This is a genomic window from Bradyrhizobium sp. CCBAU 53421 (assembly GCF_015291625.1).
Taxonomy (GTDB): domain Bacteria; phylum Pseudomonadota; class Alphaproteobacteria; order Rhizobiales; family Xanthobacteraceae; genus Bradyrhizobium.
In genome coordinates, this window is the sequence record NZ_CP030047.1 from 3,127,518 (window position 1) to 3,141,014 (window position 13,497).

General features: G+C 58.3%; 14 protein-coding genes. 10 read left to right on the forward strand and 4 right to left on the reverse strand.

Going from position 1 to position 13,497, the window contains the following annotated elements:
* Nucleotides 1-2 precede the first annotated feature (2 nt).
* Nucleotides 3-248 carry a DUF2274 domain-containing protein gene (locus tag XH92_RS14690; protein WP_194459838.1) on the forward strand — a complete coding sequence of 82 codons (246 nt, stop codon included), beginning with the start codon at nucleotides 3-5 and terminating at the stop codon, nucleotides 246-248.
* Here the strand turns inward: XH92_RS14690 and XH92_RS14695 are convergent.
* The 3 genes from XH92_RS14695 to XH92_RS14705 all read right to left on the reverse strand — a co-directional run bounded on the left by XH92_RS14695 (nucleotide 215) and on the right by XH92_RS14705 (nucleotide 2,710).
* Nucleotides 215-1,174 (reverse strand): LysR family transcriptional regulator, encoded by a 960-nt coding sequence (locus XH92_RS14695; protein ID WP_194459839.1) that lies wholly within the window; start codon nucleotides 1,172-1,174, stop codon nucleotides 215-217. The genes XH92_RS14690 and XH92_RS14695 overlap by 34 nt on opposite strands.
* Nucleotides 1,175-1,259: 85 nt before the next feature.
* Nucleotides 1,260-1,895, reverse strand: a complete 636-nt coding sequence (locus XH92_RS14700; protein WP_194459840.1) for an acyl-homoserine-lactone synthase — start codon at nucleotides 1,893-1,895, stop codon at nucleotides 1,260-1,262.
* A gap of 86 nt (nucleotides 1,896-1,981) precedes the next feature.
* Entirely contained in the window at nucleotides 1,982-2,710 is a 729-nt protein-coding gene (locus tag XH92_RS14705) for a LuxR family transcriptional regulator (protein WP_194459841.1), read from the reverse strand.
* Nucleotides 2,711-2,812: 102 nt separating this feature from the next.
* On the opposite strand from XH92_RS14705, the gene XH92_RS14710 reads away from it, so the two are divergent.
* Both XH92_RS14710 and XH92_RS42835 read left to right on the forward strand, forming a co-directional pair.
* Nucleotides 2,813-4,297, forward strand: a complete 1,485-nt coding sequence (locus XH92_RS14710; RefSeq protein WP_194459842.1) for an amidase family protein — start codon at nucleotides 2,813-2,815, stop codon at nucleotides 4,295-4,297.
* A gap of 194 nt (nucleotides 4,298-4,491) precedes the next feature.
* The gene (locus XH92_RS42835; protein WP_210345554.1) at nucleotides 4,492-5,145 is read left to right on the forward strand and encodes a hypothetical protein; all 654 of its coding nucleotides are present in this window, start codon (nucleotides 4,492-4,494) and stop codon (nucleotides 5,143-5,145) included.
* 84 nt (nucleotides 5,146-5,229) lie between these two features.
* On the opposite strand, the gene XH92_RS14720 is transcribed toward XH92_RS42835, so the two are convergent.
* Nucleotides 5,230-6,624 (reverse strand): PLP-dependent aminotransferase family protein, encoded by a 1,395-nt coding sequence (locus tag XH92_RS14720; protein WP_194459843.1) that lies wholly within the window; start codon nucleotides 6,622-6,624, stop codon nucleotides 5,230-5,232.
* 80 nt (nucleotides 6,625-6,704) lie between these two features.
* Here XH92_RS14720 and XH92_RS14725 point away from each other — a divergent pair, with 80 nt between their 5' ends.
* From XH92_RS14725 to XH92_RS14755, 7 genes are read left to right on the forward strand one after another with little or no spacing between them, the layout of a single operon-like run.
* The gene (locus XH92_RS14725; RefSeq protein WP_246788427.1) at nucleotides 6,705-7,787 is read left to right on the forward strand and encodes a 3-hydroxyacyl-CoA dehydrogenase family protein; all 1,083 of its coding nucleotides are present in this window, start codon (nucleotides 6,705-6,707) and stop codon (nucleotides 7,785-7,787) included.
* Nucleotides 7,784-8,782 (forward strand): threonine/serine dehydratase, encoded by a 999-nt coding sequence (locus XH92_RS14730; protein WP_194459844.1) that lies wholly within the window; start codon nucleotides 7,784-7,786, stop codon nucleotides 8,780-8,782. The genes XH92_RS14725 and XH92_RS14730 overlap by 4 nt, the downstream gene beginning before the upstream one ends.
* The gene (locus tag XH92_RS14735) at nucleotides 8,779-10,017 is read left to right on the forward strand and encodes a pyridoxal phosphate-dependent aminotransferase (protein ID WP_194459845.1); all 1,239 of its coding nucleotides are present in this window, start codon (nucleotides 8,779-8,781) and stop codon (nucleotides 10,015-10,017) included. The genes XH92_RS14730 and XH92_RS14735 overlap by 4 nt, the downstream gene beginning before the upstream one ends.
* Entirely contained in the window at nucleotides 10,014-10,499 is a 486-nt protein-coding gene (locus tag XH92_RS14740; RefSeq protein WP_194459846.1) for a RidA family protein, read from the forward strand. Before XH92_RS14735 ends, XH92_RS14740 begins: the two co-directional genes overlap by 4 nt.
* The gene (locus XH92_RS14745; protein ID WP_194459847.1) at nucleotides 10,499-11,374 is read left to right on the forward strand and encodes an alpha/beta fold hydrolase; all 876 of its coding nucleotides are present in this window, start codon (nucleotides 10,499-10,501) and stop codon (nucleotides 11,372-11,374) included. The genes XH92_RS14740 and XH92_RS14745 overlap by 1 nt, the downstream gene beginning before the upstream one ends.
* An 8-nt stretch (nucleotides 11,375-11,382) precedes the next feature.
* On the forward strand, nucleotides 11,383-12,243 hold the full coding sequence (locus XH92_RS14750) for a branched-chain amino acid ABC transporter permease (protein ID WP_194459848.1): 861 nt from the start codon (nucleotides 11,383-11,385) through the stop codon (nucleotides 12,241-12,243).
* 4 nt (nucleotides 12,244-12,247) lie between these two features.
* Complete coding sequence (locus tag XH92_RS14755) at nucleotides 12,248-13,459, forward strand: substrate-binding protein (protein ID WP_194459849.1); 1,212 nt, start codon at nucleotides 12,248-12,250, stop codon at nucleotides 13,457-13,459.
* Nucleotides 13,460-13,497 lie beyond the last annotated feature (38 nt).

Sequence of the window (13,497 nt, forward strand, 5' to 3'; positions counted from 1 at the left end):
GGATGCCCAAGCTGAGAATAGGAGCACTGCCAGACGACAAGCCAGTCAAGGTTACCACTGAGCTTCCAGCGTCAGTCCATCGAGATCTCGTCGCCTACGCAGAGGCCCTTGCACGCGAAAATGGGCAGCGCATCGATCCGGCAAAGCTGATCGCGCCGATGCTGGCACGCTTTATGGCCACGGACCGCGGTTTTGCAAAGGCGAGACGTGCCGATCAGGCCCCGAGAGCCGGCGGAGGTGAGGGATAGCGGTCTGCCAACAGATTGAGGAAACGCTTCAGAGCCGGATTCTCATTGTCGTGGCGCCAATGCGCATAGAAGTCCAGCCGGCTTGATCCCGTTCTGTCCCGTAACTCGCGGTACGCCAAGCCGGCGAAGCTCGCTCCAATATCCGATTCCAGCACAAGGCTGAGCCTCAGGCCCATACTTATCAGACTCTTGACAGTGTCTCGGCTAACGTCATGGAATTCGATCTTGGGGCGGTCCTCTGATAGTACCAGCTTGGATATCAAGAGATTCTCGAGCTCCTGTCCAGAATCATACTGGCTCAAAAGAATTGTTTCATTGTGCAGGTCGGTCCAGTAGACAATCTCGCGTGCTGCCAAGCCGTGATCTTTAGGCAGCGCGATCAAGATGCGTTCGCTCCAGAGCGGTAGTGCTTTGGTGTCCCTTGAAAGCAGACGTCCCGGAGTCACGATTACGTCGACGGTCCCGCTACCAAGGGCAGTCATTAGACGAAGGCGAGAGCGTTCCACCGTTGCCAATTCGATCTGCGGGAGCCGCTTCTTGAAATCCCCTAAGATAGCTCGCAAATTCCCAGTGGAGATGGATGTGCAGAAGCCGATCGTAAGCTGACCGGTTTCGCCGCGGCCATTAGATTTGCCCGTGTGGACTAGTGCATCGACTTGCTCCAAGATCAACCGCGCAATTCGCAGAACCGCGGAGCCAGCGCTAGTAGGCTTGATCCCTCCGCTTGAGCGATCAAACAAGGAGGTCCCGACTAAATACTCGAGCTGGCTAATGGAACGACTGAGAACAGTGTGTTTGATGGAAAGCACTTCTGCAGCTCGTCGGAAGCTTCCATAATCAGAAGCGACAACGGCTAATCGAAGCTGGTGTAGGTCAATAGCTCTCGCCGCGTGCTGATGATCGTCTCTATTACTAATCTCGGTCATGTTCGTAGCTCGGTAGCAAACCGTAAGGCACGGCGTCCCCGCTCCACGCGGGGCCGCATATTTCGTTTGTTGGTATTGGATCGTCCTAGGCGGCGGCCGCGAAGATAACCGGCGTCCAAAGAGCCGGCATCGAAAGGCCACCGGCTTTACGAAGGTTGGAGAGAATCTCACCTGAAATCGCAAGATAGCCCGCCACGGCTAAGGTATTGCCAATAGCGGAAGGATTGCCAATGCGGCGTAGCGGCCAACCGGCTCGTTGGAGGATTCGTTCCATTCGGACATCGGTGACGGTAACGATATCGGTGAGTTGTCGTGAAAGCCCGAACTCGACCATTCCGGCAAAGAGCTCATAAGCGGCGCGAGTGATACCGTGATCTCCCTTCGCAGCGTCGGCAGCAACATCGATTGCGAATCGACTACTTTCCCAAACGAGAGGAGTTGACGGCGCAGGCTGGCCTTGAAGAAGCGCGGGAAAGGTGTCGCGAAGCATGATCGAGCCAAGAGTAGGGAGGAGGCGAACGGAACCTTGCACTTGGCCGCTCTGAGACACTTGCACCAGGTAGATCGGACCCAATGCGTCAAAGTCATCAACCTCCATGTCCCCGCTGGTATGAACGTCCCACGCCATGCGGAGCTTGAAAACACGATGCCGCAAACGATGCATTTCAACGAGAGTGCCCGAAAACTCCCCGTACGAAGGTGGCGCGATTAGTTGAATCATAGTCCCTCCAAAAAGTGGTTCATGAGCTCTTTTGAAGCGGGATTCTTGACTTGATTCATCACCTGTAACTGCAGGGGGCGCGGGCCCTAATTTTGCTTTCCTTTGTTCGCAGCCGCTAGGAGTGTCACCGCTTGCACAACGGTCCGCACACCGAGCTTCTCCTTCGCGTTCTCTAGGTAATATGCGACGGTGTTGCGTGATATGCCGAGGATGCATCCAATTTCCCAGGCGCTTTTCCCTTGTGAGGCCCATTCCAGACATTCGAGCTCTCGAGGTGACAAGAATACCTCTGCGATTCTATGCCCGGTTCTGAGTTTACGGCGCACGTGAGCATGGAAATACATTGCTATGAGCTGAAGTACGCGCGCCTGTGAACTAGTGAAAGTTTCGAAGGCGTCACTGCGCTTGGATGCAGCGAACGTCAGTGCAGCGATGGGACCGTGACCGTCATGAATAGGGACGGTGAAGCCGAGCCGGATTCCAAAGTTGGAGGCTTCATCAAGCATCTGCTGTTGAAGCGATGAATAGGTTTTCTCTGCCGGAGCGAGCCCCCACCTAAACGGCTCAGTGTTGCCCAGTGCTTCTTGAATGACTGGATCAATTCTCTGATAGCGGCTCTTAAGATAGTGCGACGTCCAGGCGTTAGGATAGTTCGAGATCAATCGTGGTTTCCCGTAGTTGGTTCGCGGGAGCGCCAGATAGGCAAAGCATGACAAATCTAAGGATTCCGCGGTGATGACCATCGTCCGCGAAAAGTCTGCGGGTTCTTTGGCCGCGGCGAGCATGTCAATGAACGTTTGGAAGACGCGATGCATATAGCCGCTCCACCGCTATTCCTTGCGATACATACAGGTGTGTTGCATTGTACATGCAGTATAGATACAATAAGCATACGGTATTGGCTAGGAGGCCCGAGTTTGGAAAACGAAGATATGAAACCGGAAGATGCCGTTTTAGGCGCGCAGACCGGTTCTAAGGCCGCGTCCGGCGGTAGCGCGCTCGTCGAACTGAATGCGTCAACCGCCGTTGACGCAATGCGCAAGGGCGAACTGAGGGCGGAAGACTACGCGAACGCGCTATTGACCAGGGCAAATTCACTCCAAAGTCTGAATGCGTTTCGGACACTGAGTCCAGACGAGGTCCGTGAAGATGCTCGCTCGGCCGACAAAGTACGCGCGTCCGGAGCGAAACTGGGGCTGCTGCACGGCCTGCCCCTGCCGGTGAAGGACAGCGTCAACACGAAGTCACTTCCGACCTCGAACGGCACTCGGGCCCTTCGCGATTTTAAGCCGAAAGAAGATGCTGAGGTCGTGAAGCGACTTTTAAGTCAGGGCGCCATCGTAATGGGAAAGAGCAATTTGCAGGAGCTTTCCTATGGGTGGACCAGTAGCAATGACACGTTCGGGTCAGTGCGCAACCCCTATGATCAGGCGTGCGTTCCGGGCGGCAGCAGCGGCGGCTCCGCGGCCGCCGTCGCGGCTCGCATGGCGCCATTGGCGATTGCCGAGGACACACTGGGGTCCATTCGCATTCCGGCATCATGTTGCGGGCTCGCCGGCCTTCGTCCAACGTTTGGACGCTATCCGGGGGCTGGTATCATGTCACTTACCCAGAATAAATTCGATCAGGTCGGCCCCCTTGCGCGATCCGTGGCAGACCTAGCGCTATTCGATGCTGCAGTGACCGGTGAAACTGCAGCTACGGCGTCAGTGACGTTATCCGGCGTGCGTATCGGAATTGCTCCTGACTACTTCTACTCGGGGCTGGATCCGGAAGTGGAGCGCGTCGCAGAGGCGGCCATTCGTAAGCTGAAAGACGCGGGTGCAGTGATTGTGCAGGCCAACATCCCGGAAGTCGTGAAGTTGGCCTCTGAGATTGCATTCACGATCATCACTTACGAGACCGTGCCGGCAATATCGGAGTTTCTAGCGAACGAGAAAACCGGTTTGACCTTCGAAGAGATGTTTTCCCAGGTGAGTGAGAGCATGCAGGGAGTCTTCAAATCTCTCTCCCTCGTTCCAAACAGGCCGTCGGCGGAGGTGTATGAAGCAGCTCTCCTTAACCGTCGAAATCTAAAGCAAGCGATTGCGAGCTATTTTTCCGATCAACAGATCGCTGCGCTCGCCTTTCCGACTCTTATGACACCGCCTCCAAGGATCGAGCAGGAAAGCGACGTCGTCATCCGCGGCGAGAATGTGCCACTTGGCGTCGCGCTTGTTCGCAACATTGCCGTCGGTACGTGCGCGAGCTTGGCGAGCCTCATCCTGCCGGCCGGCGTCACCGCGGGCGGGTTGCCGGTAGGAATGGAGTTTGACGCCCTGCCCGGCGAGGATCGTAACCTGCTTTCGCTCGGCTACGCGCTTGAGAACGCGCTCGGCCCCATCCAGCGGCCGGCCATCTGAGCGGGCTTCTTCCAATCCATCTCAAGAGTTTTTTCGCCTATCACGGAGTTAGCTGGTTAGCTTTCAGTAATGACCTCCCAAACTTGCCCGGGTCCGGGGCACTTCGGATCCGGGACCTTTTTGAGCCGGCTGATCGATGACCGGCGGTCGCACATGATTGTTGAAGGAACTCGGCCGAAGAAGAAGCGAATCTGATGAACGTCGATCTTCACAAACTATCCATACGGGAATTGTCGAGCTTCCGTGCTCAGGTGAGCCTTCGGTACGAATCGTTTACAGCGCGCGAAGTAAATCTCGATTTCTCTCGCGGGAAGCCAAGCCCCGAACAACTCAGTTTGTCCGACGACTTGCTGTCCATGCCGGGGACGACGGCTACCGCTCCGCAGATGGCGGTGATTGCCGCAACTACTACGGAGGCGTCCATGGCTTGCCGCCTACCTGTCGGTTGTTCGCAGGCGCCTGTGTTGTGGTCATGGGATGCGCTGTTGTCCGGCTTGACTTCTCCCGATGCCAACATGCGTGGAACAGCACTGCAGGCGCCAGGCGCCGCTGCGGGCACGATTGCGCCGGGTTTATCGATGGCGTTGCACATGATCCGCGCCGGTGAGCGGACGGCCCCCCATGCGCACTCGTATTCGCATCTTTTCATGGTGCAGATGGTGTCGGCGAGGTCGATCTCGACAGCCACGAGCCACGGTCGATCGCGCGCGGCGACGACATTTTTATTCCCGCCTGGTGCGCGCACTCTTTCCATTCGGGTAAAGACCTGGCGCTGCTTGCTCGGCAGAATCTGCCTGAAATTGCAGAGGCTGGCAGTCTTGTGCGAGAAACGGGGGACGGCGTTCTGAGCTTTGCTTACGATCCGCACGACGCAGACCGAACCAAAGCATAGGTGGGTGAGCGCGCGGGCCAGACCGCCCACGCGCTTCGCCCTAAACAATGTCGCTACTAAACGCCGGTTCGCGTTCGTGCAAATTTGCGACAAGCTGAAGGGCCTGCTCTAGCTCATCGCCCGAGATTGGAGCACCGATCGACAACCGTATCGCGTTTGGCGCTTGGCTCGGCGAGATCGCAAATGAATCGCTTGGAGCGGCAAGGACTCCATTGCGCGCCAATGTATTTATGAACTCGGCTCGGGACCATTTTGCCGGCAGCTTAACAAATGCATGCAACCCGCCCGGAAATGCACTGAAGTCGGCATGCTTGAGAGACGAACGCAGGATGTTGTGTCGTGCTTTCATCTCAATCTTGATTTCGGACAGGATGCGCTCGGCTTCGCCCGAAAGAATGAGCCGCGTTGCAAGTGCGATTTCAACGGGCGGCGGCAGTAGCATGGTGAACCGCAATCTTTCCGCTATTTGTTGCGCTACCGCTGCGTCGGGGCTTACGACGTAGGCAATGCGAAGGCCGGAGGCTAACGTCTTTGCGAGGCCGCTTACGTAGATGACGACATCGGGGGCAAGTGCTGCGATCGGCGGTGGCGCGTCTGGCACGAGCTTGCCATAGGCATCGTCTTCAATGATGGCGATGCCGTTCTTGCGGGCAATTTCCGCGATGGTCTTCCGACGCTCCACGCCCATCATGGATGCCGTGGGATTTTGTATCGTCGGCGTGCAATAGAGAGCCTTGGGGCGGTGTTCGCTGCAGGCTCGCTGGAGGGCATCCGGTAAGATTCCTTCGCCGTCCGTTTCGACGCCAATGAGCGTAATCCCGAGCAGTCGAGCTACGGCTTTTATAGCGGGCCATGTGAGTGCTTCCGTCAGCATAACGGCGCCAGGGCCGACGATCTGCGACATGATGGCCAGGAAAGCGCCGCGGGCACCAGCCGATAAGGTGATCCGGTCTCTGAGATCACCCCCAAAACTGCTAGCCAACCATTGTCGTCCTGCATCGAAATGCGCCGGTTCTAGCTGACCTCCGCGGTACTCGAGCGCGAGTGCGCCCTTCTCTGAAGCAAGATCGGCTAGCGCCTTGCCGACTACGGACAACGCCGGAACCGGGGGGGGCCAGTTCGACACGAGGCTGATCGTTGCGTCGATCTTGGCTCCTCTATCCGGTTCGGCATCGCGCACATAGGTGCCCTGGCCTGCCTTCGCGGCAATCAGCTTCCGGCTCCGAGCTTCCTCATAGGCGCGCGTGACGGTCGTGAAGTTGACGCCAAGTCCTTCGGCCAGTTCCCGCTGCGACGGAAGCGGGTCTCCGGCCTTCAGCCGCCCAGCTTTGATGTCCTCGGCAAGCGCCTGAACGATACTAAGGTAGATGGGCCCTGAGGCTCCCTTCAGGTCAGGAAGCCACGAATAAACTTTTCCGAAATCGGCCCTTGCCATACCCGTACATTCTCCATACTGTGGACATACAGATGTAACTGTATGTGACCTGAATCCAAGTGTATGGATGCGGGTTGGAAATGCAAGTCGTGCTGGGCCCCGATCGTTCACGCTTGGAGCCCGACCGGCGGAAAGCCGGCGAGCGAACCGGGCCAACCGCTTTGCATCCGGCGACGACCGAAGGGCAGGAAAAGATGACGAGGAAGATCGCGGTTATCGTGGGCTGCGGCATTATGGGTAGCGATGTTGCGGCGATTTTCCTGTCGCAAGGCTGGGACGTACAGGCGGTTGCCCGGGACGAGACGAAGTGGGACGCCGTGAGAGCCCGCGTCGCACGAGCGGTTCAGCAACTTGACAGCCGTGGCACGGTCGGAACACTGCGGCTGGTCACAGACATTCGCGATCTCGCGTGGTCTGGTGTCCAGTTTGGGCTCGAGACTGTCCCCGAGGACTTCGAAGCGAAACGCAAGCTGTTTGCCGAACTGGATCGGCTCGTACCTCCTCAAATTCCCCTGCTCACCAACACCTCGGGACTACGAATTAGCGAGATTGCAAGGGATTGCGCCACACGTGAACGGATGGGAGGCCTGCATTTCTTCTTGCCAGCGCATTTGGTGCCCGCGGTCGAGGTTGTGCGCGGAGAATTGACGCAGGCTTGGGTCATCGATCGTCTATCGAACATCCTGCGATCGGTCGATCGAATCCCAATCCGTGTCGAAAAAGACGTGCCAGGCTTCCTGGCAAATCGCATCCAACACGCCCTCATGCGGGAGGCGTTCGCAGTCATTGATGAGGGATTGGCGCGCCCGGAAGACGTGGATGCGGCCGTTCGCTTTGGTTTCGGCTTTCGATATGTCGCAGCCGGTCCCATCCTCCAGAAGGAACTGTCGGGCCTTGATACTCAGCTGGCCGCAGGACGCTCAATCTATCCTGCTCTGAATACCGCATCGAAGCCGAGCCGTGTTTTGACCGAGCTTGTCGCCTCCGGACACTACGGGACAAAGACCGGGCAAGGCTTCTGGAAGTGGACACCGGAGGGCATCGCTGCCGAACAACAGCGGTTTGAGCGTGCCCTGATCGCGGCGGTCAAGCTTCTGAAGGAAGACGGGCAAGGGACAAATCATATACCCGTTGAGCCGAACTCGGGCGGAGCCACCAAGTGAGTGAACTCGCCGTCGACTTCGAAGAAATCGCAGCGGCACAGGCGCGCAGCGCAGAGTTTGCCCTCAAGACACCGCTACTGACCAATCACGTACTGGACCGACGCGTCGGCGGCCGCATCTTCATCAAGGCGGAAAACTTCCAGCGAACGGGTTCCTTCAAATTCAGAGGGGCGATCAATCGGCTGCTTGCGATTCCAAAAAGCGAGCGGCAAAGAGGTGTGGTCGCGTTTTCATCTGGCAACCACGCTCTGGCGGTCGCGGAAGCCGCCAGGATCCTCGACATCCCTGCTGCGGTCATCATGCCGTGCGATGCTCCGGCCATCAAAATCACGGGCGCCAAATCTCGTGATGCAGAAGTGATTCTCTACGACCGGACGGCCGATGACCGCGAGGCAATAGCCGCCTCGCTCATCGAACGCAGAGGCGCAGTGCTCGTCCCACCGTTCGATGATCCACTTGTTATCGCCGGACAAGGGGTTGGGGCATTCGAGGCGATCGAGCAGTTGTCAAACGGCTCCGGGATCGAGCAACCCGACCAAGTCATCATTTGCTGTAGTGGGGGAGGTCTCGCGTCTGGCTGGAGCGCCCTGCTGCATAGCGTCAGTGAGAAGATCGCAATTTTTACCGTAGAGCCCGCCGGTCTTGACGACATGGCTCGCTCTCTTGCGAGCGGTCGCTGGGAGAGCAACGACCGTGCCGCAGAGACGATCTGCGATGCGCTACGGGTATCGACGCCAGGAAAGCTTACGCTTCCGGTTCTTCTCGCGCGCGGCGCGAAAGGGCTGAGCGTTAGCGACAGCGAGGTTCTCCACGCGGTGTTATTTGCGTTCACCGAGCTGAAGCTCGTGCTCGAGCCCAGCGGAGCTGCTGCTCTTGCCGCGGTGCTTGCCCAGAAGATTGAAACCTGCGGCCGCGACACACTGGTTGTCGCATCGGGCGGCAATGTCGATCAGGCTCTCCTTGCCAACATCGTAACCATGCGAGCTTACGTATGATCCCGCGTTCACCCCGAATGGCGTCTTTAAAGACCTCGCCAGCCTCGATTCTCGCAAAGCAAGCAAGAGCATTGAGGGCAACCGGACGCGACATCATCCTTTTGTCTTCGGGCGAGATCGAGTTTCCGACCCCGCCTCACGTCATCGAGGCCGGTCTGCGAGCCGCAAAGGCGGTGCCGGTCGGCTACACGAACGTCGACGGAAGCGTTGAACTCAAGGAAGCCGTGCGCGGCAAGTTCGCGCGCGAAAATAACCTTTGTGTCGGCCTCGAAGAGCTCATTGTATGCAACGGCTCCAAGCAGGTGATGTTCAATGCGCTGACGGCGACGGTTTCTCCCGGTGATGAGGTCATCGTGCCGGCGCCGTACTGGGCGTCGTATCTGGATCTTGCAACGATCACTGGAGCGGTTCCAGTGGTTGTAGATACATCCGCCGCGTCCGGTTGGAAGCTGACGCCACATGACCTCGATCGCGCAATCACGCAGCGCACCCGCTGGGTTATCATCAACAATCCGGTAAACCCTACCGGAGGTGTCTATTCTGCAGCGGAATTGCGGGCCCTCGCCGCCGTGCTGCAGCATCACCCAGACATCCTCGTGATGTCGGATGATCTCTACGAGCACATTATTTTCGACGAGACGGAGTTCGCGACAATGGCATCTGCCGCTCCCCAGATGAGGGAGCGCACCCTGACAATCAACGGTGTCTCGAAGGCCTACGCCATGATGGGATGGCGGATCGGCTACGGCGCTGGCCCGGCAAGCCTCATCGCCGACATGGTGAAGGTCCAGTCGCAGAGCACTTCGAACGCAAGCACGGTGAGCCAGGCGGCGGCCGAAGCGGCGCTGAATGGGCCTCAGGATGAGATTGCGCGGAGGCAGACACTGCTCGCGACGGCTCGCGCCCATGTCGTCGACGCCGTTGCGAAGATACCCGGCCTGAGCATGCGTTCTCCGGCGGGGACGTTCTATGCTTACATATCGTGCGAGCAGCTCCTGCAGAGCTCTGCAGCCCTCGGCAGAGGTTGGCGCACGGATGCTGACCTCGCGCGCTTCGTTCTTGATGAAGCCGGCGTGGTGGTCTTGCCGGGCGACGATTGCGGGCTCTCTCCGTTCTTCCGCATCAATTTTGGTTGCTCCTCCTCATTACTCGATCAGGCGCTCGATCGGATTGCTCGCGCGGTTGAGGTCGCGAGCGCGGACGGTCTCGATGACTCGCGGCTGGAGACAACATGAGCGCGATCGAAGGGAAACTGGCCTCACTTGGTCTTAAGCTGCCGGCCCGCGCGCCCGCTATGGCACTCTACGCGCCGGTTTCGATTGACGGTGGAATTGCCTTTGTCAGTGGCCAGTTGCCGCGTGATGGGGACCGGATCACAGTAACGGGCCCCGTAGGCAGAGAAGCCAGTTTGGAGGCCGCCCGCGACGGCGCTCGACTTGCGCTATTGCGGGGGCTGGCGGCGCTACAACACGAGATCGGATCGCTGGATCACGTCCGGCGGATTCTTAAACTGTCGGTCTATGTCCAAAGCGCGCCGGATTTCGCCGAGCAGAGCGCCGTTGCGGACGCTGCGTCCGAGCTCCTTTATCGGCTATTTGACGATGCTGACTCTCACGCGAGGACGGCAGTTGGCGTGGCGCAACTCCCCAAGAACGCATCGGTCGAGCTCGAGCTGATTGTCGGGCTAGCGCCCACTTACGCTGAAAGGAATGTGTGATGACGCCTGTGAATCGCCAGCCGCGCGATAGCGACGGCGTTGTAAAGAAGGCCCCCGAGACGATCAGGGTCCAGACGCCAGACGGGCTCGCGATATCCGCCCAGGTGTGGGGTAATCCAAGCGGACCCGAGATTCTGTTCATTCACGGTTTTTCTCAGAGCTATCTTTCCTGGAAGCGGCAATTCGGCAGCGATCTCGCTGGGGAGTTTCGTCTCGTGACCTACGATTTGCGCGGGCACGGTGGTTCAGACAAACCTCTCACGCCGGAGAGCTATCGTAGCTCAAAACTCTGGGCCGATGAGTTGCAGTCAGTCATGGCGGCGGCGAATCTCAAGCGTCCGGTTCTGGTCGCGTGGTCATACGGCGGCCGCGTTGTCACGGACTATCTTTTGACGCACGGCGCGGAGAGAATCGCTGCAATCAACTTTGTCGATGCGACGACCAAGGTCGCTCCCGACGTGTTCGGCGCGGCCATGGGTCTGCAGACTTCGATGGCATCGGCGGATCTCGCGACGAGCATCGCGGCGACTCGTGATTTTCTCAAAAGCTGCTTCGAAGTGCAGCCGAGGGCCGAGGCATTCGAGCAGATGCTTGCTTTCAACATGCTGGTCCCGCCGCAGGTACGCGCCGGGATGGCTGGCCGGCCGCTCGACGTCGATGAGGTCCTAAAAGCTCTCAAAATTCCTGTCTTGGTGACACATGGGCAGGAAGACCGTGTCATCAGCACGAATATGGCCAAACACACCGCAAACACTATTCCAAATTCAAATCTCTCGATCTACGAGGGCATTGGCCATACCCCCTTCTACGAAGCGCCTGATCGCTTTAACGCTGAACTCGCCGCTTTGGCCCGTGCCGTAAACAGCTCCAACTGAAGGGGGAGATGTTGGACAGCTTAGCCGTGGTGGCATTCGAGGTCGTTACCTTCGGAGCTATCGTAGTCCTCGTTGTGTCGGGGCTGGGTATCATCGTCAGCATGATGGGCATATTCAACTTTGCCCATGGCGAGCTCGTTCTGCTCGGGGCGTATGTCACCTACCTGGCCCATAGCTTGGGCCTGCCCGTTTGGGCCGGTATGGTCGCTGCGCCATTTCTCGTCGGTGCCATAGGTTTTGTCCTCGAGCGGCTGATCGTACGTCGGTTTTATGCAGCTCCCGTCGCGGCCATGGTCGCAACCTACGCGGTCGGACTCGTCATCCGCGAGACGGTGCGTGGTCTCATTGGAGGCCTCTACCTCGCCGTCCCTGATCCACTTGGCGGCTCATTTCAGCTGGGCGATCTCTACGTCTCCAAGTGGCGGTGTGCGATTGTGGTCACGACTGCGATCGTGATGGCGGCGAGCTACCGCTTGCTCAACCACACGTCTTTTGGACTAGAAGTTCGTGCATCGCTCGAGAATCCGGTGTTGGCCAGGGCCTCCGGAATTTCCACGGGCCGGATCTACAGCGCCACGTTCGCCTTTGGCGCGGCGTTGGCAGGATTGGCAGGCGCGTTGATCGTGCCTGTGTTCACGCTCTTCGCCGATCTGGGAATCCGATTTCTTATCCAGGGCTTTGTGGCCGTCATGGTCGGTGGTGTCGGGTCCTTCGCAGGATCTCTGGTGGGCGCGGGAGTAGTCGGCGCGCTGAATGCATCGCTCCCGTGGATCATGGCGCCGGTAGTCGCCGACGTGTCGGTTCTCCTATTTGCAATTCTGTTGGTCAAGGTCCGGCCGCAAGGCCTCGTATCAAAAAGGGGAGGCTAGTAACATGCTTAATCTGCAGCTGAGCCGGCGCCGCTTGCTTAGTCGTGTGGGCAGGGGGAGTCTAGTCATCGCCGCCGGAGCAGCCGGTTTAGCGTCGCCGATCCGTCGCTCATCGGCATCTGATCCGATCAAGATCGGGGTCGCGACGGACCTGACAGGGCCGTTGGGTTTCGCTGGGACCGCTAATGCGAACGTTGCGCGGATGGTGGTGAAGGAGATCAACGACAACGGTGGCCTGCTCGGCAGACCTGTGCAGCTGTTCATCGAGGATACGGCTTCAAACGAATCGGTCGCTATCGGGAATGTTCGAAAATTGATCCAGCGCGACAAGGTCGACGTAGTGATCGGTGGTCTTGCAAGCTCGATGCGGAATGCCATCAAGGACGTCGTCGTTACCAAAGGCAGAACGCTTTATATCTATCCCCAACTGTATGAGGGGAAGGAATGCACGCCTTACATATTCTGTACTGGTCCGACGCCCGCGCAGCAATGTGACGAACTCATACCCTGGTTGACCAAGGGCGGCGCGAAGCGTTTCGCCTTACCTGGAGCGAACTACGTCTGGCCACGCTCCCTGAATGCTTATGCCAGAAAGGTTATCGAGGCAAACGGGGCCGAGGTTGTCTTTGAGGAGTACTACCCTCTTGACCAGATCGACTTCACGTTTGCCGTTAGCCGAATAATCTCGAATAGGGCTGATGTTGTATTCAATACAGTTATTCCGCCTGGCGTCGGACCGCTTTTCAAGCAACTGTCCGACGCTGGCTTTATCAGAAATGGTGGCCGGCTCGCCTGTGTCTACTATGACGAGAACACCCTTGGCATCAACCCTTCCGCCGAAATCGAGGGCTTAGCAAGCTGTCTCGATTATTTCAAAGCGGTGACGCTCGAGGATCCCGTAAGCGCCAAGATCCAAGCAGAGTATGAGCGACAGTTTCCCGCCTCGTCGCTGTTCGCGGCAGGCAGCGCTGCAACCGGGGTTTATCGCGGGCTCAAGATGTGGCAGGCCGCCGTCAAGGAGGCCGGCGGCACAGACCGAGACGCGGTCGCTGCCTCCCTTGATCATGCAAAGATATCGGAAGCCCCTGGGGGGCCTGCGGAGATGGTGCCAGGCAGCCGCCACTGTCGAATGCGGATGTACATCGCTGTCGCGAAGCAAGGCAAATACGAACTCGCAGCACGTAGTCCGTCTCTCGTCGATCCGAGGGAGTGCTGAGTTGACCACAACTTCAATTGAGCGCCGGGCGTTCGCGA

Coding starts and splice junctions, on each gene's coding strand:
- XH92_RS42835 (WP_210345554.1), top strand. CDS start 4,492: ATGAACGTCGATCTTCACAAACTATCCATACGGGAATTGTCGAGCTTC.
- XH92_RS14720 (WP_194459843.1), bottom strand. CDS start 6,624: ATGGCAAGGGCCGATTTCGGAAAAGTTTATTCGTGGCTTCCTGACCTG.
- XH92_RS14695 (WP_194459839.1), bottom strand. CDS start 1,174: ATGACCGAGATTAGTAATAGAGACGATCATCAGCACGCGGCGAGAGCT.
- XH92_RS14735 (WP_194459845.1), top strand. CDS start 8,779: ATGATCCCGCGTTCACCCCGAATGGCGTCTTTAAAGACCTCGCCAGCC.
- XH92_RS14690 (WP_194459838.1), top strand. CDS start 3: ATGCCCAAGCTGAGAATAGGAGCACTGCCAGACGACAAGCCAGTCAAG.
- XH92_RS14740 (WP_194459846.1), top strand. CDS start 10,014: ATGAGCGCGATCGAAGGGAAACTGGCCTCACTTGGTCTTAAGCTGCCG.
- XH92_RS14725 (WP_246788427.1), top strand. CDS start 6,705: ATGCAAGTCGTGCTGGGCCCCGATCGTTCACGCTTGGAGCCCGACCGG.
- XH92_RS14750 (WP_194459848.1), top strand. CDS start 11,383: ATGTTGGACAGCTTAGCCGTGGTGGCATTCGAGGTCGTTACCTTCGGA.
- XH92_RS14745 (WP_194459847.1), top strand. CDS start 10,499: ATGACGCCTGTGAATCGCCAGCCGCGCGATAGCGACGGCGTTGTAAAG.
- XH92_RS14705 (WP_194459841.1), bottom strand. CDS start 2,710: ATGCATCGCGTCTTCCAAACGTTCATTGACATGCTCGCCGCGGCCAAA.
- XH92_RS14755 (WP_194459849.1), top strand. CDS start 12,248: ATGCTTAATCTGCAGCTGAGCCGGCGCCGCTTGCTTAGTCGTGTGGGC.
- XH92_RS14700 (WP_194459840.1), bottom strand. CDS start 1,895: ATGATTCAACTAATCGCGCCACCTTCGTACGGGGAGTTTTCGGGCACT.